The sequence below is a fragment of the Amycolatopsis sp. QT-25 genome (genome assembly GCF_029369745.1).
Taxonomy (GTDB): domain Bacteria; phylum Actinomycetota; class Actinomycetes; order Mycobacteriales; family Pseudonocardiaceae; genus Amycolatopsis.
Window position 1 is genome coordinate 1,281,792 of sequence record NZ_CP120210.1, and the last position, 25,127, is coordinate 1,306,918.

Annotated in this window: 22 protein-coding genes; 8 read left to right on the forward strand and 14 right to left on the reverse strand. The window is 69.3% G+C overall.

The features are described 5' to 3' along the window. Nucleotides 1-61 precede the first annotated feature (61 nt). Both P3102_RS06310 and P3102_RS06315 read right to left on the reverse strand, forming a co-directional pair. Nucleotides 62-2,125 (reverse strand): hypothetical protein, encoded by a 2,064-nt coding sequence (locus P3102_RS06310; protein ID WP_276367305.1) that lies wholly within the window; start codon nt 2,123-2,125, stop codon nt 62-64. Nucleotides 2,126-2,203: 78 nt separating this feature from the next. Next, complete coding sequence (locus P3102_RS06315) at nt 2,204-3,001, reverse strand: thioesterase family protein (RefSeq protein WP_276367306.1); 798 nt, start codon at nt 2,999-3,001, stop codon at nt 2,204-2,206. A gap of 58 nt (nt 3,002-3,059) precedes the next feature. Here P3102_RS06315 and P3102_RS06320 point away from each other — a divergent pair, with 58 nt between their 5' ends. After that, nucleotides 3,060-3,755 carry a TetR/AcrR family transcriptional regulator gene (locus tag P3102_RS06320; RefSeq protein WP_276367308.1) on the forward strand — a complete coding sequence of 232 codons (696 nt, stop codon included), beginning with the start codon at nt 3,060-3,062 and terminating at the stop codon, nt 3,753-3,755. Between the two features lie 10 nt (nt 3,756-3,765). Further along, nucleotides 3,766-4,971: a GAF domain-containing SpoIIE family protein phosphatase gene (locus P3102_RS06325; protein ID WP_276367309.1), complete on the forward strand. Its 1,206-nt coding sequence runs from the start codon at nt 3,766-3,768 to the stop codon at nt 4,969-4,971. A gap of 1 nt (nt 4,972) precedes the next feature. Here P3102_RS06325 and P3102_RS06330 read toward each other — a convergent pair whose 3' ends face one another. Next, a complete protein-coding gene (locus P3102_RS06330) occupies nt 4,973-5,542 on the reverse strand; it encodes a YdeI/OmpD-associated family protein (RefSeq protein ID WP_276367311.1) in 570 nt (189 codons plus the stop codon). Between the two features lie 90 nt (nt 5,543-5,632). Between P3102_RS06330 and P3102_RS06335 the strand changes: the two genes are divergently transcribed. Then, entirely contained in the window at nt 5,633-5,992 is a 360-nt protein-coding gene (locus P3102_RS06335) for an arsenate reductase family protein (protein ID WP_276367313.1), read from the forward strand. 107 nt (nt 5,993-6,099) lie between these two features. Here P3102_RS06335 and P3102_RS06340 read toward each other — a convergent pair whose 3' ends face one another. After that, complete coding sequence (locus P3102_RS06340) at nt 6,100-7,281, reverse strand: MFS transporter (RefSeq protein ID WP_276367314.1); 1,182 nt, start codon at nt 7,279-7,281, stop codon at nt 6,100-6,102. Nucleotides 7,282-7,356: 75 nt separating this feature from the next. On the opposite strand from P3102_RS06340, the gene P3102_RS06345 reads away from it, so the two are divergent. After that, on the forward strand, nt 7,357-7,899 hold the full coding sequence (locus P3102_RS06345) for a winged helix-turn-helix domain-containing protein (RefSeq protein WP_276367315.1): 543 nt from the start codon (nt 7,357-7,359) through the stop codon (nt 7,897-7,899). Nucleotides 7,900-7,962: 63 nt separating this feature from the next. Here the strand turns inward: P3102_RS06345 and P3102_RS06350 are convergent, their stop codons facing one another. After that, complete coding sequence (locus P3102_RS06350; protein ID WP_276367317.1) at nt 7,963-9,120, reverse strand: epoxide hydrolase family protein; 1,158 nt, start codon at nt 9,118-9,120, stop codon at nt 7,963-7,965. 61 nt (nt 9,121-9,181) lie between these two features. Here P3102_RS06350 and P3102_RS06355 point away from each other — a divergent pair, with 61 nt between their 5' ends. Further along, nucleotides 9,182-10,144: a WYL domain-containing protein gene (locus P3102_RS06355; protein WP_276367318.1), complete on the forward strand. Its 963-nt coding sequence runs from the start codon at nt 9,182-9,184 to the stop codon at nt 10,142-10,144. A gap of 14 nt (nt 10,145-10,158) precedes the next feature. On the opposite strand, the gene P3102_RS06360 is transcribed toward P3102_RS06355, so the two are convergent. Then, a complete protein-coding gene (locus P3102_RS06360; protein ID WP_276367320.1) occupies nt 10,159-11,838 on the reverse strand; it encodes a sulfatase in 1,680 nt (559 codons plus the stop codon). A 62-nt stretch (nt 11,839-11,900) separates the two neighbouring features. After that, complete coding sequence (locus tag P3102_RS06365) at nt 11,901-12,053, reverse strand: hypothetical protein (protein ID WP_276367321.1); 153 nt, start codon at nt 12,051-12,053, stop codon at nt 11,901-11,903. Nucleotides 12,054-12,111: 58 nt separating this feature from the next. On the opposite strand from P3102_RS06365, the gene P3102_RS06370 reads away from it, so the two are divergent. Genes P3102_RS06370 through htpG form a run of 3 tightly spaced genes read left to right on the forward strand, consistent with a single transcriptional unit; the run spans nt 12,112 to nt 16,278 of the window. Further along, nucleotides 12,112-12,729, forward strand: a complete 618-nt coding sequence (locus P3102_RS06370) for a hypothetical protein (RefSeq protein ID WP_276367323.1) — start codon at nt 12,112-12,114, stop codon at nt 12,727-12,729. A gap of 49 nt (nt 12,730-12,778) precedes the next feature. After that, nucleotides 12,779-14,374, forward strand: a complete 1,596-nt coding sequence (locus P3102_RS06375; RefSeq protein ID WP_276367325.1) for an alkaline phosphatase D family protein — start codon at nt 12,779-12,781, stop codon at nt 14,372-14,374. 29 nt (nt 14,375-14,403) lie between these two features. Beyond that, nucleotides 14,404-16,278 (forward strand): molecular chaperone HtpG, encoded by a 1,875-nt coding sequence (gene htpG / locus P3102_RS06380; RefSeq protein ID WP_276367326.1) that lies wholly within the window; start codon nt 14,404-14,406, stop codon nt 16,276-16,278. A gap of 62 nt (nt 16,279-16,340) precedes the next feature. On the opposite strand, the gene P3102_RS06385 is transcribed toward htpG, so the two are convergent. From P3102_RS06385 to P3102_RS06415, 7 genes are all read right to left on the reverse strand, one after another. Further along, entirely contained in the window at nt 16,341-18,419 is a 2,079-nt protein-coding gene (locus P3102_RS06385) for an iron ABC transporter permease (RefSeq protein ID WP_276367328.1), read from the reverse strand. After that, nucleotides 18,419-19,396, reverse strand: a complete 978-nt coding sequence (locus tag P3102_RS06390) for an iron-siderophore ABC transporter substrate-binding protein (RefSeq protein ID WP_276367329.1) — start codon at nt 19,394-19,396, stop codon at nt 18,419-18,421. The genes P3102_RS06385 and P3102_RS06390 overlap by 1 nt, the downstream gene beginning before the upstream one ends. A 17-nt stretch (nt 19,397-19,413) precedes the next feature. Further along, nucleotides 19,414-20,229 (reverse strand): ABC transporter ATP-binding protein, encoded by an 816-nt coding sequence (locus P3102_RS06395; RefSeq protein ID WP_276367331.1) that lies wholly within the window; start codon nt 20,227-20,229, stop codon nt 19,414-19,416. A gap of 221 nt (nt 20,230-20,450) precedes the next feature. Further along, on the reverse strand, nt 20,451-21,320 hold the full coding sequence (locus P3102_RS06400; RefSeq protein WP_276367332.1) for a metal ABC transporter permease: 870 nt from the start codon (nt 21,318-21,320) through the stop codon (nt 20,451-20,453). Next, nucleotides 21,317-22,060 (reverse strand): metal ABC transporter ATP-binding protein, encoded by a 744-nt coding sequence (locus tag P3102_RS06405; RefSeq protein ID WP_276367334.1) that lies wholly within the window; start codon nt 22,058-22,060, stop codon nt 21,317-21,319. The genes P3102_RS06400 and P3102_RS06405 overlap by 4 nt, the downstream gene beginning before the upstream one ends. After that, nucleotides 22,057-22,971 carry a metal ABC transporter substrate-binding protein gene (locus P3102_RS06410; protein ID WP_276367335.1) on the reverse strand — a complete coding sequence of 305 codons (915 nt, stop codon included), beginning with the start codon at nt 22,969-22,971 and terminating at the stop codon, nt 22,057-22,059. The genes P3102_RS06405 and P3102_RS06410 overlap by 4 nt, the downstream gene beginning before the upstream one ends. Nucleotides 22,972-23,019: 48 nt before the next feature. After that, nucleotides 23,020-25,119 carry a (Fe-S)-binding protein gene (locus P3102_RS06415; protein ID WP_276367336.1) on the reverse strand — a complete coding sequence of 700 codons (2,100 nt, stop codon included), beginning with the start codon at nt 25,117-25,119 and terminating at the stop codon, nt 23,020-23,022. Nucleotides 25,120-25,127 lie beyond the last annotated feature (8 nt).

The window sequence follows — 25,127 nt, forward strand, 5'->3', positions numbered from 1 at the left end:
CACCGGTGCCGAAGCGGCATGACCGGCCGCCCCTGTCCCGCGGGGGTGCGGCGGCGGGATGTCACTTTTGTTCGCCGAGGAGTATCCGTTCGAGCAGCAGGTCGACGTCGCGGGCGGACTCCGCTTCGCCTATCCGGTGGAACGTTTCGGCGGCGCGCACCGCGCGGCGGGCGGCTTCCCGGATCCGGCCCGCGGCGTTCAGCACGTGGGCGGCGACGTGGTCGAGCTGCGCGACGAGCTGGTCCCTGGCCGGCGCGGCCTCGGTTTGCACGGCGTGCACGGCGTTTTCCGCGGCGTCGAGCGCGGTCAGCGCCGCGGCGAGGTCGCCGGACCGCAGCCGGGAAAGCGTCGCGGCGTTACGGCAGGTGGCGGCCACGTAGCCGCCGCCGATCGCCGCCGCCGCGTCGGCCGCCCGCGCGTAGAAGTCGGCGGCGTTCGCGCCGTAGCCGAGCAGGTCCAGTTGTTCGGCGGCGGCCATGCTCACCGAGATGTAGGAGTGCCCGGTGTCGCCCGACGCCTCGAGGATTTCGGCGAGGACGGCGTATTCGTCGAAGGCGCGGGAAGATTCGCCGAGCGCGCGGTAGCTGTCGGCGTACATCCACCGGCAGCGGTGGTCGCGGTCCGGTGACCCGGCGAGCAGCGAGAGGGCGCGGGGTGCGACGTCGAGCACCTCGTCGAAGCGCCCGGCGCCGTGCAGCGCGGTGACGAGGACGTACCAGTGCTCCGCGGTGTCCTTGCCTTTCGACGCGGCGGCACCGAGGGCCGCGTACGCGTCGTCGACGGCGTCGGCGAACCGGCCGGTGCCGACCAGGGACAGCGCCCGAAGGTGGCGGAGATGTCCGCGCAACCGTTCCGGGCCGCCGACGGGCAGTGCCGAGAGCAGGTCCTCCACGAAGACGTCCAGCTCGTCGAGCGATCCTGTCCGCTCGTAGGCGATCCGGATCTGTTCGACGGCTTCGACGGCCTTTTCGCCGGCGTTTCCGACGATGAAGGCGTCCGTCGCCGCCCGCGCGAGTTCCAGCGTGGTCACCGGATCCTCGCCGTCACCGTTCCGCAGTGACGCTTCGAGGCACAGAAGGGTGCCGTGGAGCAAGGGATCGCCCGTTTCCCGAGCCCGCTCCGCTCCCCGTCGGGAGGCTTCGTACGCCTCGGCGGTGCGACCCTGTCCGGAAAGTACGTGTGCCAGCCAGTATTCACCCCAGCAGGCGGCGCGCTCGTCCGTCCCGGCGCGCAACCGCGCCGCGGCCACCGTCGTCAGCGCGACCCCGGTCTCGGCCTGATCGTCGAAGACGAGCCACAGGCCGAGCCAGCATTGGTTGAGCAGGAAGCGGATTCCCTCGCCCCGGCGCCGGAATCCGGCGGCCGCGTCGCGCAGCCGGTCTTCGGTGTCGTCGCCTTGCGAGAAGATCGCACGCAGTTCGGTCAGCCGTGGGACGAGCTCGTCCGGGGCGTCCTCGATCACGGCGAGACAGGCGCGTGCTTCTTCCGGTTCGCACCGGTGGTTGTGGATTTCCGCCCGGACCAACAGTTCCTCCGCGGACAGGTCCGGCGGGGGCAGGATCGGGACCCTGGGGAGCGCGGAAGGCAGGAGCGGGACGAAGTCCGCGACCGGTTTCGCGGCCATTTTCTCTTCGGCGTGCGCGGTGAAGCAACCGGTGTGCTCGCGTCCGTCGAGTTCCTCCGCTTCGACGAACGCTGCGGCTCGCATCCGAACGTTCAGCCTGCTCAAGGAAAGGCCGTCATACGGGCCGTTGAGAACGAACCGGATCCCGCCGTATCCGGTTTCCGTCAACCGGCGGGTGAGCAGTGCCGCCGAGGCGAAGAACTCGAGCCTGCCGACGGCGTCGGAATGGTCGCCGACGCCGTCCAAAAGCGACAGAAGATCGAGACCGGTGTGCTCGTTGCCGGTGAGGGCGCAGAACTCCAGCCGCAGGGCGTGGTCGCCGTAGCGGAGCGGCGCCCCGGCCGAGGCCCTGGTCACCCATCGATAGGTCGACGCGGCCTCGGCGTGTTTGCCCGCCGCCGCCAGCGGCACCAGGGTCCGGCAGAGCCGGGTGATCTCGGCTCCGTCGGGATGGGAGCCCTCGGAGTCGTTCTCGCCCGCGCGGCGTGGTTCCACTTCCATGGTTCTGCCCCCAGAACAATGACGTCGACGCCGGATCTTAACTCCCGGCGTCGCGTCATGGTCCTGCATTCGGGTGGTTCAGGGGACGCGTACGGCGGCGATTTGCGTCGCCTGCCCGATCACCCTGTTCTTTTCGTCCCAGAGCTCCGCGACCTCGTCCATCCGGTCGCCGCCGATCTCCCCCGCGCGCATCCGCACCCGCACCGGACCGGAGGCCGGGAGTCCGCGCAGGTACGCGGTGAACTGGACGGTCGGCGCCCAGCCCGCGATGCCGAGGTCGTAGGAGATCGGGGGCACCGGGTCGAGCGCCACGAGCAGGCTCACCGGATCCCAGTCGGTGCCGTCGGCGAGCCGTAGCCAGGACGAGATGACGCCCTTTCGGGACGGCTGTCCCACCGCGAAGCCCGCCGAGGCGGGGTCGATCCGCTGCTCGACGACGTCCATCAGGCCGATGCGGAACCCGCCACCGCCGTCGGCGGGCACGGGCAGGCAGTCCTGCTCGGGTGGCATCCGCACCGGGTCCACTCCGGACCACCACGCGTCGCCGTCGGTCAGGACGCCCTGGGTGATCAGGGCTTCGGTGCAGGGCACGCCGTGCTGACTCAGCCGCGCGCGCAACTGGGTGAGGCCGCGGCCCTCGCGCAGCACCTCGACTTCGACGACCGCCGGACCGGGCTCGGGCGCCACCGAGAACGAGCCGCTGATCGCGGTGAGATGCGGATGCGAGGAAACCTCGGCGGCGGCCCTGGCGAGCACGGCGAGCAGGTAGCCGCCGTGCAGCTTCGTCCCGATCGTCCATTGTGGATCGAGTTCGGTGTCGAACACCGGGTCTTCGCCCCGGCGGTGCGGGGCGGTCGCGGTCCGGAAGTGCGCCATGACTCAAGCTGACACCGTCAAGTTGACGGTGTCAAGTCGAAGCTGGCAGCATCACGGCATGGGCGCGAAGCGGACGAAGGCGCGGCCGGGCGAAGGGGAGAAGCTGCGGGGCGAGATCCTGTCCGCCGCCGACGACCTGCTCGGCGAAGCGGGGACCGACGAGGCGCTGACCCTGCGCGCCGTCGCCCGCCGGACCGGCGTCTCCACCCCCTCGGTCTACGCGCACTTCCCGAGCCGTGACGCCTTGCTCGAGGCCGTCTGCCTCCGGGTCTGGGACGAACTCGGGCACCGGATGCGCGCGCACGCCGCCGAGGTCGCCGACCCCATGCGGGCGCTCGGCCGGTGCGCTCGCGTGTACGCCCGGTTCGCCCTCGACCATCCGGTGCAGTACCGGGTACTCCTGATGCGGCCGTCCGGCGGCTCGTCCCCCGGCGCGGTCGCCTGCTTCCGGTACCTCGCCGACGCGACCGCCGCCTGCGTGCGGGCCGGGATCCTCCGCGGCGAACCGGAGGTCCTGGCGATGGGTCTCTGGTCGGCGATGCACGGCTGTGTGAGCTTGCTCATCGCGCAGCCGGGGTTCCAGTGGCCGGAAGAGCCGGAGGCGCTGATCGACACCGTCATCCGGATGGCCGGGCTCGGCACGGCGCTCGCCTGCCGCGTCCCGCGCGACGCCATTCCACCGAGTGTCGTACTGAAGGATGACCTGGACGAACTGGCGGCGGGCTGGGCGACACCGCGGCATCGGACTGGTTAGGCTTCCCCGCATGTCCGGGACCCCGACGACCGACGATCGTCTCCAGGTGCTCGAAGCCATCACCGACACGACCCTGGGTCATCTCGACCAGGAAAAGGTGATGGCCACCCTCCTCGCGCGGGTCCGCGAGGTCCTCGGCGTCGACACGGCCACCGTGCTCCGGCACGATCCGGAGGCGCAGATGCTGCACGCCGTCGCCGCGTCGGGTATCGAGGAGGAGGTCTATCAAGACGTCCGGGTCCCCGTCGGTGCGGGCTTCGCCGGCCGGGTGGCCGGGGAACGGCGTCCGGTGATCCTCGACCACGTCGACGAGACCACCGTGGTCAACGCGCTCCTGTGGGAACGCGGGCTGCGCGCCATGCTGGGCGTGCCGATGCTGGCCGAGGACGAGCTGATCGGCGTGCTGCACGTCGGTTCCGTGACGCCACGCGATTTCGACGAGGCCGACACCGAACTGCTGCGGCTGGTGGCCGGGCGGCTGGCGCTGGCGTTGCAGATCGAGAACTCCACCTCCGACCGGGCGGCCGCGGCCGCGCTCCAGCGGAGTCTGCTGCCGGCGCGGTTGCCCGCCGTTTCCGGGCTGAGGTTCGCCGCGCGGTACGTGCCGGGTGCCGAGCCGGGGGTCGGTGGTGACTGGTACGACCTGTTCTCGCTGCCGGGCGACCGCCTCGGCATCGTGATGGGCGACGTCGCCGGGCACGGTCTCAACGCCGCCGTGATCATGGGGCGGCTGCGCAGCGCGCTTCGCGCCTACGCGCTCGAATCGAGCGATCCGGCGGAAGTGCTGTCCAAACTGGACCGGAAGGTCCAGCACTTCGAGCCGGGAGCGCTGGCCACCGTCGTGTACGGACTTGTGTCGGCTACGCGGGACAGGTTCGCGGTCTCGCTGGCCGGACATCTGCCTCCCGTGCTCGCGGCCCCCGGCAAGCCTTCGGCGTTCGTCGATGTCCCGGTCGATCCGCCGATCGGGGTCACCGGCCCGCGGCGGCGGACAGCGGAGCTCGAGCTGCCGCCCGGTGGCGTGCTCGCCTTCTACACCGACGGTCTCGTGGAGCGCAGGGATCACCTGATCGACGTCGGCCTGCGGCGGCTCGCCGACGTGATCACCCCCGATCAACCAGGGGTGGTGTGCGCGCGGGTGATGGCCGCCCTCGTCGGTACGACGCCCGCGCAGGACGACATCGCCCTTCTCGTCGCCCGGCGCGAACCGAACTGAGTCACCGGACCGGGTGATTCGCGCGCAGGTTCACGGCGGCGAGCTCGACGGTCCTGGCGATCCGCCGTTCACGGGTTTCCGGTTTTTTCGCGGTCAGGATCCATTCCAGGATCAGCCTTCGGGACGACGGCGGGAACCGCGCGAAATGGGTGCGGGCCGCCTCGTCGGCTTCGAGCCGGGTACGCAGGTCTTCCGGGACGCCGTCGCCGTCCGGCACGACCTGCCAGCGGCCCTCTGTCTTGGCCAGGTCGATCATCGCCTGACCGCGTTCGGTCATCCGCCCCTCGGCGATCAACCGCGCGGCCCGCTCGCGGTTGACCCGGCTCCACGAAATCCGGGGACCGCGCGGGGTGAACCGCAGCCGCGAACTCGTGGCGTCGTGCTTGCGGTGCAGCCCGTCGATCCAGCCGAAGCACAGGGCCTGCTCCATCGCCTCTTCGATCCGGACGCCGGGGACGCCGCTGCCCCGGTGCCGGATGATCAGCCAGACCTCCTTCCCGGTCGCGGCGTTCTCGGCCAGCCACGCACGCCACTCGGCCGGGTCGGCGGCACTGATGATGGTCTCGTTCATGACGGGGTTCCTTTCGCCGTAACGTCTGTGCCCATCATCGGAAGCAAAGTGCTCACCGGCCGAGCACTTTTCGGAGGGAGGCGGTCTCGGATGGAGATCTGGGTGAACCCGGCATGCTCGAAGTGCCGTTCGGCGGTGTCGATGCTCGACGACGCGGGAGCCGAGTACACCGTGCGGAAGTACCTCGAAGAGCCGCCAACGGCGAAGGAACTGAAGGCCGTCCTCAAGCGGCTCGGGCTCGAACCGTGGGACGTCACCCGCACCGCCGAACCGGTCGCGAAGGAACTCGAGCTGAAGACCTGGGGTCGCACTCCCGCCGACCGTGACCGGTGGATCGACGCACTGGTCACCCATCCGAAGCTGATCCAGCGGCCGATCATCACCGCCGACGACGGCACGACCGTGGTGGGACGCACCCCGGAAGCGGTGCGGTCGGTGCTGCCCGGCTGACGGTTTCGGGAGTCGCCGATGGACGGCACGCGTGTCGTCTCTCCCGTCACGTGTGCCGTCCATAAAGGCACGCGAGACCGTCAACCGGGCACTGGTTTCTGCCGCCGTCACCACTCTCGAGGGCAGAACAGCAGCAGCGCCAGGATCACCGCCGCCATCACCGTGAACACCGGCCGCAGCCCGAAGGCCTCCGCGAGCAGCCCGGCCGCCGCCGCGCCCAGCGGTTTGGTACCCCACGCGACGAGCCGGTGGCCGCTGGTGCCCCTGCCCAGCAGGTGGTCCGGGATGAGCCGTTGCCGCATCGAAACGACGACGACGTTCCACACCACGATCCCGGCCCCGCCGAGGAAGAACACCACGCCGACCACGTACGGATTCGTGGTGACCGCCGGGATTCCGACGAGCGCGGCGCCGGTGAGGAGGCCGAGGATCAGGGCACGGGATCGGCCGAGCGCGAGTTCGATCCGCTCCGCGGCGAAGGACGCCGCGAACCCGCCCAGAGCGATGGTGGCGAGCAGGAAACCGTAGGCCTGTGTCGTCAGGCCCATCGCCGAAGCGGGACCCACCGCGTAGAGCACGAAGATCGTGAGCATGGCGCTGGTGGCGAAGTTGAACCCGCCGACCATGATCGCCAGAATCCGGAGAATCCGGTTCGTCCAAAGGAAACGCAGTCCCTCGACGAGGTCTTCGCGCACACTAGTGTCGCGTGTCCCCTCCGCGCGGAACGAACCCGGGACGAAGAAGAGCGCGGCGACCGAGACGAGCCAAAGTGCCGCGGGTGTCGCGAAGGCGGTGAACGCGCCCGCGGTGACAAGGAAACCACCCAATGGTGGCCCGGCGAACTCGTTGGCGGTGAGTTCGCCGGCGTAGAGGCGACTGTTGGCCCGCGTCAGCCGAGCACGGCCGACGACCTGAGGGAGGATCGCCTGCGCGGCCGTGTCGTGGAGCGTTTCGGCGAGCCCGAGTCCAAGCGCGATCACGTAGAGCAGCCAGATGGACCCGAGATCCACTGCGATCACCACGGCGAGTGCGGTGAGCAGACCGGCGCGGAACACGTTTGCGGTGAGCATGGCGCGGCGGCGGTCGACACGGTCGGCGAGCACCCCGGCGTGCAGCGCGAACACCAGCCAGGGCAAGGACGAGACGAAGGCCAGCCCCGCGATGAGTGCCGGTGACCGGGTGAGCTGGACGGCCACCAGACCGAGCGCGATCTTGATGATCCCGTCGGCCAGATTCGACAGGCTCGACGCGGTCCAAAGCCGCCAGAAGGCGCTTCCCAGCGAGGTCATCGATCGAGGATCGCACATCGATTTGGAAAACTCCATCGATGTTGCTCTTCTCTATCAGCGCGTTACGCTCCGGTCATGGACGATCAAGTCGCCGCGAGGGTCGCGGACCGGCGGCGTGAGGCGACGGCGCGTGAGGCGAAGGCGCTCGGGCATCCTCTGCGGTTGCGCATTCTCCGGCTTTGCGGCGAGCGGGAGCTGACCAACAAGGAGCTTGCCGACCGGCTCGGCAAGGACCCCGGCACGGTGCTCTACCACGTGCGGCAGCTCGCCGAGGCCGGTCTGCTGGAACAGGCGCCCGTGCGCACCGGCGCGAGCGGTGCGCTCGAAAAGCCCTACCGCGGCGTCGGCAAGAGCTGGTGGCTGAACGGGCCGTTGAACGACAAGGACGAAGAGACCCGGTTCGGGCCGATCGAGGCCTTCCAGGAAGAACTACGTGAAGCGGGCCCGGGTTCGGTGCGGGTGGTCGAGCGATTCGCGTTGCACCTCTCACCGGCGGAGGCGACCGAACTCGACAACCGCATCCTCGACATCCTCGACGAGTACATGGCCACCGACCGGCAGCGGCTCGACCGGCCCCTGCTCAACGGGATCTTCTTGCTGCACCGCATGGCCGAGTGAGGTCGAGCGGGTCATGAGTGGCGTTCCGGGTCGGAACCCGAAACGCCACTCGCTCGCGCCACGTCACGCCAGCTTGCGGAAGAACTCCCGGATGTCGCCCAGCAGGAGGTCCGGCGCGTCCTGGGTCGCCCAGTGGCTGCCGCGGTCGAATTCCTGCCACGAAACGATGTTCGCGTGGTCCCGCTCGGCGAAGCGCCGCAGCGGCCGGAAGTCGTAGGCGAAGCTCGCCAGGCCGGTCGGCGCGGTCGTCGGCTCGCTCGGGTGCTCGGTGTGCTTGTCCTCGTAGTAGAACCGCGCCGCCGAGGCCGCGGTGTTGGTGAGCCAGTACAGGGTGGCGTTGGTGAGCACGTGGTCGTCATTCGTGCCCGCCAGCAGTTGCGCGCTCCAGGCCAGCTGGCCGGTCGGCGAGTCGGCGAGCGCGTGCGCGAGGTTCTGCGGCGCGCTCTCCTGGAGTTTCGCGTAACCGGACATGTCGTCGTTGAAGTGCTGTAGGAACTGCAGGTACTCCAGCTCCTGTTCGGTCATGCCCTCGAACTCCGCCGGATCCCCGCTGGGGAAGGAGAACAGCTGCGTGACGTGTACGCCGATCACGTGTTCGGCGTCGGCGCGGCCGACCTCGGGGGCGACGAACGAACCGGCGTCGTTGCCGTGCGTGCCGTAGCGCTCGTAGCCCAGACGGCGCATCAGCTCGGCCCACGCCTTCGCGGTGCGGTAGCGGTTCCAGCCCTTCTCGTGGGTGGCACCGGAGAAGCCGAAGCCGGGCAGCGAAGGGATCACCACGTGGAAGGCGTCAGCCGCGTCGCCGCCGTGGGAGCGCGGGTCCGTCAGCTGATCGATCAGGTCGAGGTACTCGAAGACCGAGTTCGGCCAGCCGTGGGTGAGGATCAGCGGCGTGGCGTCCGGCTCCGGAGAGCGGACGTGCAGGAAGTGGATGTTCTGCCCGTCGATCTCCGTGGTGAACTGCGGGTACTCGTTGAGCTTCGCCTCCCACTCGCGCCAGTCGTAGCCCTCGCGCCAGTACGCGACCAGGCGCTGCACGTAGTCCAGCGGCACGCCGTACTCCCAGCCCGGCGTGACCGGTCCACGCTGCACCCCGTCGGTCACCTGGTCGGCGGGCAGTTCGTTCGCCCAGCGGACGCGGCCCAGCCGGTCGGCCAGGTCGTCCAGCTCGGCCTGCGGGACGTCGATGCGGAAGGGCTTGATCTCCGTGTTTTCGTTCATGAGACCAAGGTAGAGTGCCATTAGGAACGTCACGTTCCTATTGGAGGAGCAGCCTGAAAAAATGTTGGAAACCTCGGCAAGACTGCTGCGTCTACTCTCCCTCCTGCAGGCCCCCCGCGACTGGACCGGCACCGAACTGGCGGAACGCCTGGAGGTCAGCGCCCGGACGATCCGCAACGACGTCGAGCGGCTGCGCGCGCTCGGCTATCCGGTGAACGCGACCCGTGGCTCGGTCGGCGGCTACCGGCTCGGTGCCGGCGCCGAGCTGCCACCGTTGCTGCTGGACGACGAGGAGGCCGTCGCCGTCGCGATCGGCCTGCGCACCGCGGCGGGCGGCACCATCGCGGGCGTGGAGGAGACGTCGTTGCGCGCGCTCGCGAAACTCGAGCGAGTGCTGCCGTCGCGGTTGCGGCGCCGCGTGAACGCCCTGCAGGCGTACACCATCCCGGTGCCGAGGGACGAGCCCGGCCCGCGCGTCGCCGCCGAGACCCTCACCGTGCTGACGGCCTGCTGCCGGGACCGTGAGGTGCTGCGCTTCGGCTACCGCGCCCACGACGGTTCGGAAAGCATCCGGAAGGTCGAGCCCTATCGCCTGGTGAACTGGGGTCGCCGCTGGTACCTGGTGGCCTGGGACCTCGACCGCGGCGACTGGCGCACCTTCCGTGTCGACCGGCTGACCCCGCGTGTCCCGGCCGGTCCGCGGTTCACCGCGCGTGAGCTGCCCGAGGACGTCACCGACCGGGTGCGGCGCGGTGTCTCGTCCGCCGCGTGGCGGTACCGGGCCGACGTCACCGTGCACGCGTCCGCCGAAGAGGTGACCGCGCGGATCAACCCCGCCGTCGGCACGGTCGAGGCCGTCGACGCGGACACGTGCGTGCTGCACACCGGGGCGGACAGCATCGAGACGATGGCCGTCCACTTGGGACTGCTCGATCTCCCGTTCCGGGTCACCGGCCCCCCGCAATTGGTCACCTACTTGCGGGAGTTGGCCGGCCGGTACCGCGACGCGACCGCAAGTAGGTGACCAATTGCGGGGGGTCAGTGAGCGAAGGTGGTCAGGAAGCGGTCCCGGAACGTGTCCATCCGCCACACCGGCGCGGTCCGGCCGGGGTTCAGGCCGTCCGGCCAATGCCAACCGGTGATCTTGCCGAGGACGGCCTTGTCCCGTGTGACCACGGTGATGGGCACGTCGCGATCCGCGCCCGCCCCGGCGACGATCGGATTCGGCTGGTGGTCGCCGAGGAAGACGAGCACGAGATCGTCGTCGCCGTACGTCTCCACGAACGAGATGAGCGCGTTCAGCGAGTACGCGATCGAGTCACCGTACGCGCCGCGCACCTTGGCGGGGTCGGTGAACACCTCTTCGGGTGGTTTTCCCTGCGAGGGCATGGGCTGGTAGACCGCCCCGTCGCCGACGGCGGTCCAGTCGACCATGCGGGGGAGCGGAGTCCACGGCCAGTGACTGGTGACCAGATCGATTTCCGCCATCAGCGGCGGCCGGTCCGGCTTCGCGCGTTCGGCACGCTGGAAGGCCGAAAGCGTGAACTGGTCCGGCATCGTGGCGTAGGAGAACGACGGACCGCGATACCCGATGTTGCGGGAGTCGTAGTAGCGGTCGTAGCCGTAGACCTTGCCCTCCGGCCAGTCCGCGGTATGCGCCGGTACGACGCCGGCCGTCTCCCAGCCCGCGCGTCCGAACGCGCCGCCGAGGGTGAGCCGGTCGGTCCGCACGAAGTGGTCGTAGCGATGTTGACTGTCGATCCAGACCCCGGATCGGAACGTCGAGTGCGCCAGCCAGCTTCCCGCGCTCGTCGTCGGCGACGTCAGGAAGGCGCTGCGTGAGCCGTATCCGGCGTTCTTCAGCCGCGTGGTCCCGGCGTCGAGAACCGCGCCGACCTTGGGTGCGATGTCGGAGTCCTGGACGGCCACTCGTCCGTAGCTCTCGACGAAGGTGAACAGGACGTCTTTGCCGCGCAACGCGTTCAGCAGCCCCGAAGGCGCAGTGTCCCGAAAGGCGTCGACGGCGACTTCCTCGGCGAAGGCCTCCCGATCGCGAATGCCGGCCCACACTTGGCGGAGGTCTTCGTAGGCGAAGGCGACCGTGCTGCGGGACGCGAGCGGCTGCCCCGGAACGAGCTGCGCGCCCGAGACCGCGCACCCCGCCCAGAGCACGCTGAGCACCGCCGTCACCCGGGTCGCCGCGGTACGCCGCCCGGCCACCACCCGGCTCAACCGCAGCACCGCCAGCGCCATCAGCACGGTCACGACCACGGCCAGCAGCGTCAGCCCGGCGAACGACGCGATCGCGCCCGCCCGGCCGATGGACGTGCCGAGCAGCTCGACGCCGTTGCCGAGCACCCCCCAGTCGAACACCGGGTCGAAGCGCCGGTCGAGTGCGAGCCCGAAGCCGATGTCGATGGCCTTGACGACGGTCAAGACCCCGAGGACCGCGCCGGCGGACACCGCGAAGATCCGCCTCGCGCCGTCGCGCAGCATCAGCACGACGGCCACCCCGAGCAGCGCTTCCACCGGCAGCCGCACGAACGTCTCCGGTGTCAGCCCATCCAGCCCATCCAGCCCACCGAGGTCGTCCGGCGCGAGCAGGGCGAACAGCACGAGGGCGGCGGACAGCGTCGTCGCCGCGCCGGACGCGATCTCGCGGGCTGTCGTCCGGTCGCCGGGCAGGCCGGCCAGGGCGGAACGCGGGAAAACCGACAAGGCTGGTTCCTTCCGGGGTGGGCTGCCTTCATCGGGTGACACGGACGGCGGGCCCCGGCGGTTCAGCCCGAGCGCCAGGGGTCTTCGAGCAGCGCGGCGAGCGCGACCATCGTGGACCGCGAGGAGCCGTACCGGGTGACGGTCAGCGTGGCGGAGCATCGCGTCGTCTCGGAAAGCGCCGCGGACCAAGGTCGAGTCCGCCCCGGCCGGCGCATCCGGGTCGGGCACGTGCCCGCGGGCTGGACGGGGCCTGCGGGCCGGTAGCCTGCGCTGGTGAGCGAACAGATCTGGGCGGCCCTCGGTGCGACGTCCCTCGACGAAGTCCGGCGGCGGGCCGCGGTGATCGACGCGGTCACCGAGATCGAACCGGTCGAGGTGGACGGCGCGGAGCGATTCGCCTGGAACGACGGCGGCGGGCAGTCGGCGGTCTGGTATTTCACGCCGGACAAGCAGGCGCTGCTGCTGACCTTCGACCACGAGTCGGAGCTGAACCTGTACGCCGAAGAGGACTACTCGGTGCAGGAGGCGCTCTACGGCGGCGTGCCCGAACACCTCGTCGCGCTGGTGCGGAACCGCCCCGAGAACTACGAGTCGCTGAACCTCGTCGATACCGGGACGGGAGCGGCGATCCACTACGCCGGTGGCGTGTTCTGGTTCGACGGCGAGCGGTGGACACAGGCCGAAGGCTTCCTGGAGCACTGCCGCCGGGAAGACCTGGATCCGCTGAGCGAGTCGGGGTTCGCCTACTGCGTCGGTCATTACCGGTTCGGCGAGGACTTCACACCCGAGGCGATCGTCGAGGAACGTGCCGCCGACGGCTGGTACGAAGACGACGCGGAACGGGAGAAGGCGCTGGCCGAGATCCGGGAGATCTTCGCGCGGCTCGGCTGAGGCTCCCCTCAGCGCACGATCTTGGCTTCGCTGTGGCACCGTTTCAGGCATGAGTCTGCTCCTGGGGCCGTTGCTGCGCCATGTCGACGAGACGTCGGCGACGCTGTGGGTCGAGACCGACACCGCGAGTGAGGTCGAAGTCCTCGGCACGACCACGAGAACGTTCGAGATCCGGGGTCACCACTACGCCCTGCTCGTACTGACCGGGCTCGAACCCGGCACCTGCACCGAGTACGAAGTGCGCGTGGACGGCGAAAAGGCCTGGCCGCTGCCGGAGTCCGAATTCCCGCCCAGCCGCATCCGGACCCTGCCCGAGAACGAGTCCCGGGTCCGGCTCGTGTTCGGCTCCTGCCGCAAACCGCACGACGGCGACACCTTCGGCCCGGACGCGCTCGCCGCGTACGCCCGCCGGATGGCCGGCGGCGAGGAATCCGAGTGGCCGCAGGCGTTGTTGATGCTCGGAGACCAGGTCTACGCCGACGAGACCACCGACGAGACGCAGGAATGGCTGAAGAAGCGTCGCGACACCTCGAAGCCGCCCGGCACCGAGGTGACGGACTTCGAGGAGTACACGCACCTCTACCTCGAAGCCTGGGGCGAGCCGACGATCCGCTGGCTGCTCTCCACCGTGCCCACGTCGATGATCTTCGACGACCACGACGTCCGCGACGACTGGAACACCTCCCACACGTGGCGGCAGCAGATGCGCGCCCAGCCGTGGTGGCAGGAGCGCCTGCGCGGGGCGATCATGTCGTACTGGGTCTACCAGCACCTCGGTAATCTCGGCCCCGCCGAACTCGCCGAGGACCCGACCTACCAGAAGGCCGTCTCCTCCGGAGAGGACAACGCCGACCTGCTCGTCGCCTACGCCGACGAAGCCGACAACGAACGCGACGGCACCAAGGGCGCCCGATGGAGTTACCGGCGCGACTTCGGCAAGGTGCGGCTGCTGGTCATCGACAGCCGGGCGGGCCGGATCCTGGAGCCCGGCCATCGGTCGATGGTCGACGACGACGAGTTCGACTGGATCGAGGACAACGCCGCGAACGACGATGAGCCGTGCGACCACCTGCTCATCGGGTCCTCGCTGCCGTGGCTGCTGCCGCCGGTCATCTCCCACCTGCAGTCCCTCAACGAGCGGGCCTGCAACCGTCCCGGCTGGCGAGGACGGCTCGCGGAGCAGATCCGGCAGGCGGGCGACCTCGAACACTGGGCGGCGTTCCGCGCGTCGTTCGACCGGCTCGCCGCCATGATCGCGCGCGAGGGGCGCGTGGAGGATCCGCCCGCCACCATCTCGGTGCTCTCCGGCGACGTCCATCACGCCTACATCGCCGAGGCACGCTACCCGGAGCCGGTGACGTCGGCGGTGTACCAGCTCACCTGCTCGCCGGTGCACAACGCGATGCCGCGGCCGCTCCGGCTCGCGTTCGCCGCCACTTGGTCGGCCTCGCTGGCGAAGCTCACGCGCCGATGGGCGGCGCGGGGCGGTGTCGAACCCCTGCCACTCGGCTGGGAAAAGACGTCGGGACCGCATTTCGGCAACGTCATCGCCACGGTCGAGACCGACGGCCGCTCCGCCGTCACGACGATCGAACAGGCCGTCGGTGACGGGCTGACCGAAGTAGCCAGGCAGAGGCTCGCCTGACCCGCTCCCGCGCTCGGTAATATCGCCGCGTGACAACCTCTGCCGAAACACTCGAGTTCCAGTCGGAGGCACGTCAGCTCCTGCAGCTGATGATCCACTCGATCTACTCGAACAAGGACACGTTCCTGCGGGAACTGGTGTCCAACGCCTCCGACGCACTGGACAAACTCCGCCTCGAAGCGTTCCGTGACAAGGACCTCCAGGCGGACACCGACGATCTCCACATCGAGATCGGAACCGACCCCGAAAAGCGCACGCTGACCGTGCGGGACAACGGAATCGGGATGAGCCGGGACGACGTCGTGGCGCTGATCGGCACGATCGCGAAATCCGGTACCGCCGAATTCCTGAAGAAACTGAAGGAGACCAAGGATTCCGCGGCCTCGCAGGACCTGATCGGCCAATTCGGCATCGGGTTCTACGCCAGCTTCATGGTGGCCGACAAGGTCACGCTGCTGACGCGCCGCGCCGGATCGGACGAGGGCGTCCGCTGGGAGTCCGAGGGCGAAGGCACGTACACCATCGAGACGGTCCCCGACCTGCCGCAGGGCACGTCGGTCGTCCTGCACCTCAAGCCCGAGGACGCCGAGGACCAGCTCTTCGACTACACCTCGGCCGCGAAGATCAAGCAGATCGTCAAGAAGTACTCGGACTTCATCACCTGGCCGATCCGGATGACCGAGGGCGAAGAGGTCGTCACGGTCAACTCGATGAAGGCGCTGTGGGCCCGCTCGTCCAGCGACGTCACCGAGGACGAGTACAACGAGTTCTATAAGCACGTCGCGCACGACTGGAACGATCCACTGGAGACGATCCGCCTCCAGGCCGAGGGCACCTTCGAGTACCAGGCGCTGCTGTTCCTGCCGGGGCACGCGCCGCTCGACCTGTTCATGCGGGAACGCAAACGCGGTGTCCAGCTGTACGTGAAGCGCGTCTTCATCATGGACGACTGCGAAGCGCTGATGCCGGAGTACTTGCGCTTCGTGAAGGGCGTCGTCGACGCGCAGGACCTCTCGCTCAACGTGTCGCGCGAGATCCTGCAGCAGGACCGGCAGATCCAGCTGATCCGCCGTCGCCTGGTCAAGAAGGTCCTCTCGACGGTCAAGACCCTGATGGCCGACGAGAACCCGGACAAGTACGAAACGTTCTGGAAGGAGTTCGGCCGCGCCGTCAAGGAAGGCCTGCTGGACGACCACGAGAACCGCACCGCGATCCTCGACATCTGCTCGTTCGCCTCGACCCACGACGTAGACGGCACCGGGAAGCTCACGTCGCTGCGCGAGTACGTCGAGCGGATGAAGGACGGCCAGGAGCACATCTACTATCTGACCGGCGAGTCGCGGCAGAGCATCGAGAACTCCCCGCATCTGGAAGCCTTCCGGGCCAAGGGGTACGAGGTGCTCGTGCTCACCGACCCGATCGACGAGATGTGGGTCGACGCGGTTCCGGCCTTCGAGGAGAAGCAGTTCCAGTCGGTCGCGAAGGGCGAGGTCGAACTCGGCTCCGACACCACCGACGAGCAGAAGGAGGAGTTCTCCGGGCTCCTGAGCTGGCTCACGAAGACCCTCTCCGAGCAGGTCAAGGAGGTGCGGCTCTCGTCGCGGCTGACGACGTCGCCCGCCTGCATCGTCGGCGACACGAACGACGTCACCCCGACGCTGGAGAAGATGTACCGCGCGATGGGCCAGGAAATGCCGCGGATCAAGCGGATCCTGGAACTCAACCCGGGCCACCCGCTGGTCTCCGGGCTGCGGGCCTCGTTCGCCGAGAAGGGTGAGAACGACGGGCTCGCCGAGACCGCCGAACTGCTCTACGGCATGGCTCTGCTGGCCGAAGGCGGTGAACTGGGCGACCCCGCCCGCTTCACCAAGCTGCTGGCCACCCACCTCCAGAAGACCCTGTAGCCCCAGTACGTGAAGGCCCCCTTCCTTGCGCCCAGGTACGGGAAGGGGGCCTTCACGTACTTCTATGGCCGGGTCCGCCAGAGCACCAGCACGAAGTACGGCGTCCCGACCATCGCGATGACCAGGCCCGCCGGGATCTGGGCGGGGGCGATGACCGTCCGCCCGAGGGTGTCCGCGACGCTCACCAGCAGCGCCCCGAGCGCCGCGGCCACCGGGATCACCCGGCCGTGCCGTCCGCCGACGAGCGAACGCGCCAGATGCGGCGCGACCAGCCCGACGAACACGACCACGCCGATCGCGGACACGGCGGTGGCCGCCAGGATCCCGGAGGCGGCCAGCACCACCAGCCGGGACCGTTCGACGCGCAGGCCGAGCACGCGCGGGGTGTCCTCGTCCAGGGCGTGCAGATCCAGTTCGCGGTGCTTGATCCACGACAACGGCGTCAGCACGATCAGCGCCAAGGCCACCGGCGCGACCTGTTCCAGCGTGCGGCCGTAGGTCGACCCCGAAAGCCAGGTCAGCGCCTTGGCCGAGTTCCACGGGTCCGAGACCACGATCAGCAGGGTGATCAGCGCCATCCCGGCCGACCAGACCGCGATGCCGATGATCACCAACCGGTCCGAATCGAGTCCCGACCGCCATGCCAGCCCGTAGACCAGCGCGAACACGACGGTCGCGCCGACGCCGGCGGCACCGGCGATCGACCACGCGCCGACCGCGGGGACGATGGTGATCAGCGTGATCGCGCCGAGCCCGGCCCCCGCGGTGATACCGAGCAAGCCGGGTTCGGCGAGCGGGTTGCGGCTGACCGACTGGATCCCGCAGCCCGACACCGCCAGCGCGGCGCCGGCGAGCAGCGCGGCCAGCACCCGCGGAAGTCGCTGGTCCAGCACGAAGGTCAAAGCGGTCCCGGTGTTGCCGTCGACCCAGTTCGCGAGGTCCCCGAGCAGCACCATCCGGTCGCCCAGCATCAGGCCCACCACCGGGACGACGGCGAGCAGCGCCACCAAGACGACGGAAATGGTCACGAGCCGCCGGGCCGAGCCGGCGACCCCGACCCGTCCTGCCGGAGCCGGACGACGTGAGCCGCTGCCCCGGCCGCGCCGCGCCAGCCACACCATCACGACGGCACCGACGATCGTGGTCACCACCCCGGTCGGGACCCGCACGGCGGCGGCCGAACCCATGATCGCCCGCAGGACGACGTCGGCGCCGAGCACCGTCACCACGCCGACCAGCCCGGACACCGGCAGCAGCGCGCGGTGTTTGGCGATCGGCAGCAGCAGCCGCGTGATCACCGGCGCGCTCAGCCCGACGAACCCGACCGGCCCGGCGACCGTCACCGCCGCCGCGGTCAGCGCGACGGTCAGCACCACCGCGGTGACCCGCGTCCGGCGGACCCGCAGGCCGAGCACGGTCGCGTTGTCGTCGCCGAGGGCGAGGACGTCGAGTCTGCGGCCCATCGCGATGAGCGCCACCACGGCGAGCACCACGATCGGCGTCATCTGGCCGGTGGCGCGCAGATCGGCGACGGTGAGCGAACCACTGCCCCACGCGAACAGCCCGTTCGTCTCCTGCTCGAACAGGAGCAGCAGCAGGATGGTCACGGACTGGAGCGCCAGCAGCACCGCGGAGCCCACGAGCACCAGCCGCGGACTCGCCGAACCGCCGCCCGCGAGGCCCAGCACGACGACGGCCGCGGCGAGCCCGCCCGCGAACGCCGCCCCGCCGACCGGGACGAGCGGCAGGGAAAGCCCGAACGCGGAGATGGCCACCACGGCGAAATGCGCGCCCGCGTTGACCGCGAGGGTGTCGGGCGAGGCGAGCGGGTTCCGCGCCACGGACTGCAATCCCGCGCCCGCGACACCGAGCGCGATCCCGAGCAGCAACGCGGCGAGCAGCCGGGGGACGCGCGAACCCTCGAGTACCGCCAGGGTCTGTGCGTCACCCTGACCGAAGATCGCCTTCACCACGTCCAGCGGACCGGACGTCGAGGTGCCCTGGGTCAGGTGGAGGCCGGCGAGGACGGCGATGAGCACCACCAGTCCCGCCGACACCACCGCGGTGCGGATCGTCTGCGGCGTTCGCACCGTTTCGACGAGTCCTCGGCGGGGGGAGGTACCTCGGACCTCGGTGGTCATCAGGCGGTGATGGCCTTCACGATCTGGTCCGCGGTCATGATGATCGACTTCGGCCCGCCGAAGGTCCATGTCCCGGTCTCCAGCTTGTGGATCTTCTTCGACACCACGAACGGCAGCCGCTGGTAGACGGCGTTCTGCGCGAGCCCGGTGGTGAAGACGTCCTCTTCCGACGCGCTGTAGAACAGCACGGTCTTCGGGTCGGTGAGCGCGGTCAGGCCCTCGACGTCGGTCTGGCCGAGCCCCCACTGCGGGTCGACCTTGCCGGTCCAGGCGTTTTTCAGGCCGACGGCCTCGGCGGTGTCGGAGACCAGCGAGCCCTTGCCGAACGGGCGGATGCTGACGGTGCTGCCTTCGAGGTAGCCGTCGGCCATCAGGAACGGGGTGCCCGCGGCGCCCTTCGCCTCGACGGCCTTCTTGCCTTCGGCGAGTTCGGCGTCCATTTCGGACAGTTGCTTCTCCGCATCGGCCTCCTTGCCGACCGTCTTCGCGATCAGCTTGAAGTCCTCGCGCAGGCGGTCGAAGTTGCGGCTCGCGTCGCTGGACTTGGTGACCACGACCGGCACGTACTTCTCGATCTGCGGCACCAGCGTGGAGTCACGCTCCTCGGCCATGATGACGACGTCGGGGTTCAAGCCGACGATCGCGTCGACACTGGGCTCGTTGCGCTTGCCGACGTCCTTGACCTCGGCGGTCAGCGGGACGGCCTTGTCCCACACGTGGTAGCCCGCGACGTCCGCGGCACCGACCGGCATGACACCGAGTGAAGCGACCATCTCGGCCTCGCCCCATTCGAGCGCGACGACCCGCTTGGCGGGGGCCTTGAGGGTGACGGCCTTGCCGCGGGAGTCGGTCACCGTGACCGGCCCGCTCGCGGCGGCGGACTCGCTCGGCGCGGCCGCGGTGTTCTCGGTGGTGCCGCAGGCGGACAGCAGCAGGGCCGTCGCCGCGACGAGGACGGCAGGGGTCGGTAAACGCATGGTTCTTCCTGGATTTCTCAGGCGGGCCTGGGCGAATGCCGCCCGAGTGGCCTGCAGTGGATCGCGCCCGTCACCGGGTCGTTCGCGACGTGGACGGTGACGCCGTAGGCCCGGGAAAGGTGCTCGGAGGTGAGCGCCTGCCCGATGTCACCGGTGGCCACGATGGTTCCCTCGCTCAGCAGCACGACCTCGTCGGCGATGATCGCCGCGTGGTCGAGATCGTGCAGTACCACGCCGACCGCGACGCCTTCGTTGGCGAGATCGCGGACGACGTCGAGGATCTCGACCTGATAGCGCAGGTCGAGATGGTTGGTGGGCTCGTCGAGCAGCAGTACGGAGGTCTGCTGGGCGAGACAGGACGCGAGCCAGACCCGCTGGAGTTCGCCGCCGGACAGTTCGTCGACGCCGCGTTCGGCCATCGGGGTCACGCCGGTCAGGTCCATCGCGCGGCGGATCGCGGCGGCGCCGTCGACGTCGACCCCGCGCCAGCCCGAACGGTACGGGTACCGGCCGTAGGCGACGACGTCGCGCACCGAGACCCCGCTCGGCGTGGGCCGGTGCTGGGTCAGCAACGTGACCCGGCGGGCGAACTCCTTGCCGGACAACGCGTTCCCACCCCAGACGGTGCTTCCCCCGAGCCGGACGCTGCCCTCGCGAGGCTTGTGCAGCCGCGCCAGCGAACGCAGGAGCGTCGACTTGCCGGACCCGTTCGGCCCGACCAGCGCGGTCACGGTGCCGGCGCGCAGCGACAGCGACACGCCGTCCACCACGGCCCGCTCTTGGTGCGCGAGCACCAGGTCATGGCCGGTGAGCAGCGCGTCTTCCGTGGACATGAGGGGAGCCTAACCTAAGGAAAGGTGGGGACCCATGTCACGAGAGACACAGAGCGCGGCGTGATCGCCCGGTCACCGGGGGGCCGAACCGGACGGCACACGTGCCCGGACGGACGACACACGTGATTGGACGGACGGCACACGTGTCGTCCGTCCGATCACGCGAGAATGCCGCCCGATCACGCGAGAACACTGTCCGATCACGCGAGCACGCTGTCCGATCACGCCGCCCGGGACAGCTCCCGCCTCCGCTTGGCCAGCCGCTTCCCGACGATCCCGTGCCGCGGCCCGAACAGGTACACCAGCGTGAACCCGGCGCCCTGCACCAGCACGATCATCCCGCCGGACGCGGTGTCGAGGTGGTAGCTCAGGTACAGCCCGGTCACCGCGGCGAGCACCGAGAACGACGGCGCGATCACCAGCATGCGGCCGAACCGGTCGGTCAGCAGGTACGCCGTCGCGCCGGGGATGATCAGCATCGCCACCACCAGGATCACGCCGACCACCTGCAACGCCACCACCGCGGTCAGCGCGAGCAGCCCCAGCAACGCGGCGCCGAGCACCCGGGGGTTCAGCCCGATGGCGAGCGCGTGCGTGGGGTCGAAGGCGTACAAGGTGAAGTCGCGGCGTTTGAGCACCAGCAGGGTGAGGGTGATCGCGCCGAGGACACCGATCTGGATCAGGTCCGGGTTGTCGACGCCGAGCAGGTTGCCGAAGATGATGTGGTTCAGGTCGGTCTGGCTGGGCGTCACCGAGATCAGCACGAGTCCGAGCGCGAACAACGTGGTGAACACGATGCCGATCGCGGCGTCCTCCTTGACCCGGCTGGTGTCACGGACGACACCGATCAGTGCCACGGCGAGGAAACCGAAGACGACGGCGCCCAGCGCGAAGGGCGCGCCGAGGACGTAGGCGAGCACGACGCCGGGCAGTACGGCGTGCGAGACCGCGTCGCCCATCAGCGACCAGCCGATCAGCACCAGCCAGCAGGAGAGCACCGCGCAGACGGCGGACGCGATGACCGTGGACGCCAGCGCCCGCACCATGAAGTCGTAGCTCAGCGGTTCGAGGAACAGGTCGTGGAGACTCACGCGAGTTCTTCTTCCCGTTGCAGGACATCGAGTCCGAAGGCCAGCGCGAGGTTTTCGGGCCGGAGCACCTCGCCGGGGGAGCCGTGCGCGAGCACCTTGCGCATCAGCAGGATCGCCTCGTCGGCGAGGCCGGGCAGCGCGTGCAGGTCGTGGGTGGAGATCAGGACGGCGGCACCGTCGGCCGCGAGCTCCTTGAGCAGCCGCGTGATCGTGGCTTCGGACCGTTTGTCCACGCCGGCGAACGGCTCGTCCAGCAGCAGGACGCGGGCGCCTTGGGCGATGCCGCGCGCGACGAACGCGCGTTTGCGCTGCCCGCCGGACAACTGGCCGATCTGCCGTCCGGCGAGTTCGGCCAGTTCGACCCGTTCCAGCGCGTGGTCGACGGCTTCGTGGTCGGCGCGGCGCGGCCGCCGGGTGAAGCCGAGCCGCCCGTAGCGGCCGGTCATCACGACCTCCCGCACCGACAACGGGAACGACCAGTCGACGTCCTCGCTCTGCGGCACGTAGCCGATCACACCGGTTTTGCGCGCGCGGGCGGGGGTGCCACCGTCGATCGAGACCGTGCCGGTGTCCGGCCGGACCATGCCCATGACGGTCTTGAACAGTGTCGACTTGCCGGAGCCGTTCATCCCGACCAGCCCGCAGACGTGACCGTGTCCGAGCGTGACGTCGACGCCGTCGAGCGCGAGGACGTCGCCGTAGTGGACGGTGACGCCTTCGACGCGGATCGCGGCCGTCACGGCTTCGCTCCGGTGAGGGCGGCGACGATCGTCTTCGAGTCGTGACGGATGAGGTCGAGGTAGGTCGGTACCGGACCTTCGGGGCCGGACAGGGAGTCCACGTACAGGACGCCGCCGAACGCGGTACCCGTGGCGGCGACGACCTGCTGCATCGGGGCGTCGGAGACGGTCGACTCGCAGAACACCGCGGGGACCTTGTTCTGCTTGACGAATTCGATGGCACGGGTGATCTGCTGGGGCGTGGCCTGCTGTTCGGCGTTGACCGCCCAGATGTACCGCTCCGTGAGACCGGTGTCGCGCGCGAGGTAGGAGAAGGCGCCTTCACAGGTGACCAGCGCTCGCTCGGTTTGCGGCAGGCCGCTCAGCGCACCCGTCATCTCGTCCCGCACCTCCGTCACTTTCGCCTTGTAGGCGTCGCCGTTGGCCTTGAACACGGCGGCGTCGCCGGAGGAGAGTTCGCTGAACGCCTTTACCATGTTGTCCACGTAGATACCCGCATTCGCCGGAGACATCCACGCGTGCGGGTTCGGTTTTCCCTGGTAGGCGTCTTCGCCGATGGCGATGGGCTGGACACCCTCGCTGACCACCTTGTGCGGGGCGTCGCTCTCCTTGACGAACCGGGCGAACCACGCCTCCAGGTTCAGCCCGTTGTCGAGGATCAGGTCCGCCTTCGCGGCCTTCTTGATGTCGTCCGGGGTGGGCTCGTAGCCGTGGATCTCGGCGCCGGGTTTGGTGATCGACTCGACCCGGAGCTTGTCGCCCGCGACGTTCGAGGCGATGTCCGCCAGGACCGTGAACGTGGTCAGCACGACGGGCCGCTTGTCGTCCGTGCCGACGGCGGGGCCGCCGCAAGCGGACAGGACGAGTACGGACGCCGCCAGCGCGCACGCGGCCTTACGCAGATTCGCCATTCCGCGAGTTTAGAGTTCGGCGCGCCGAACTTCCAACTCGCGTGTGCCTTAAATCTCGGTCCTCGTTCGATAGCGTTCCTGCACCGTCTCCAGTAAGAGCTGGGAGACGTCGCGCACGGTGACATTCTCGCCACGCTGTTCGCTCTGCCGCTGCACGAGACCGTCGTTCAGCATCACGCGGCAGAAGGGGCAGCCGGTCACGATGGTCTCGGCGTCCGTGCCGAGCGCCTCGTCGACCCGTTCGAGGTTGATGCGCTTGCCGATCTGCTCCTCCATCCACATCCGCGCGCCCCCGGCACCGCAGCAGAGTGCGCGGTCGGCGTGCCGGGGCATCTCACTGAGCGTGGCGCCCGTCGCGCCCACGAGTTCGCGCGGTGGCTCGTAGACCTTGTTGTGGCGGCCGAGGTAACACGGGTCGTGGTAGGTCACCGGGCCGGCGTCGACCGGTTTGACCGGGGTGAGCCTGCCCGCGCGGACGAGCCGGTTCAGCAGTTGCGTGTGGTGCAGGACCTCGTAGTGCCCGTCCAGTTGCGGGTACTCGCGGCCGAGTGTGTTGAGACAGTGCGGGCAGGTGGTGACGATCTTGCGGGTACCCGGTTCGCGGCCCTCGAACACCGCGTTCAGCGTCTCGACGGTTTGCCGCGCGAGCATCTGGAAGAGGAACTCGTTGCCGGAGCGGCGGGCCGGATCGCCGGTGCAGGACTCGCCGGTGCCGAGGACCGTGTACCTCACCCCGGCGAGATGCAGGAGCTCCGCGGTGGCGCGGACGGTCTTGCGGGCGTTGTCGTCGAAGGCGCCCGCGCAGCCGACCCAGTAGACGTATTCGACGTCTTCGGCGAGTTCGCCGTCGAAGATCGGCACCTCGAAGTCGAGGTCCTTCGTCCACGCGAGGCGATCGGAATTGTTCTGGCCCCAGGGGTTCCCCTTGGTTTCCAGGTTCTTGAACAGCACGCCGAGTTCGCTCGGGAAGGCCGACTCGATCATCACCTGGTAGCGGCGCATGTCCACGACGTGGTCGACGTGCTCGATGTCGACCGGGCACTGTTCGACGCAGGCGCCGCAGGTGGTGCACGACCAGAGGACATCCGGGTCGATGACGCCCCCGAGATCCTCGGGTCCCACGAGTGGGCGCTCTTCGGGTGCTTCCTTGCCGTCCAGGATGTACGGCGCCTTCTCGAAGAGGTGGTCACGCAGGTCCATGATCAACAATTTGGGGGACAACGGTTTCCCGGTGTTCCACGCCGGGCACTGCGACTGGCAGCGGCCGCATTCGGTGCAGGTGGCGAAGTCGAGCATGCCCTTCCAGGTGAAGTCCTCGATCTTGCCGCGGCCGAACGTGTCGTCCTCGCCCGGATCCTCGAAGTCGATCGGCTTGCCCGCGGACTCCATCGGCGGCAACGGGCCGAGCGCGTCCGGAAGACGTTTGGCGGTCACGTTGACCGGCGCGAGGAAGATGTGCAGATGCTTGGAGTAGAGCACGATCGAGAGGAACGCGAGCATCACGCCGATGTGCAGCAGCAGCCCGGCGGTCTCCAGCGGTCCGGCGACCGCCGGGCCGAGCGGCTCCAGGAGTTCACCCACGCCGAGGGAGACCCACGCGCCCGACTCGTAGGGGAAAACGCCGACCGCGGCCGAAGCGCCCCGGAAGAGGAACATCGTCCAGATCACGGTGAAGATCATGAACAGGATCAGCCAGGCGCCACCGGTGTGCGAGCCGAAGAAGCGCGAGGCGCGGTCTTTCCTCTCGGGTGCCTGGCGGATCCGGATGACCGCGAACACCACGAGCGAGACGAGCACCGCGACCGCGATGAAATCCTGGAGGAAGCCCAGCACCGCCCAGTGCCCGATGAGCGGGAGGTGGAAGTCGTGGTCGAACAGGGCGCCATACGCCTCGGCGTAAACCGAGCCGAGGATCACGAAGCCCCAGAACGTGAACAGGTGCGCGAGCCCGGGGACGGACCACTTCAGCAATTTGCGCTGCCCGAAGACCTCGGCCAGATGCGTTTTCGCGCGGACGGCCATGACGTCCGAGCGGTTTTCGTCCGGCTGGCCCGACCGGATCAGTTTGACGAGCCAACGTGCGCGACGGGCGGCGAAGGCGAGTCCGACGACGGTGATGAGCAGACCGAGGATGAGACGAACGAGCACGAGTCCTC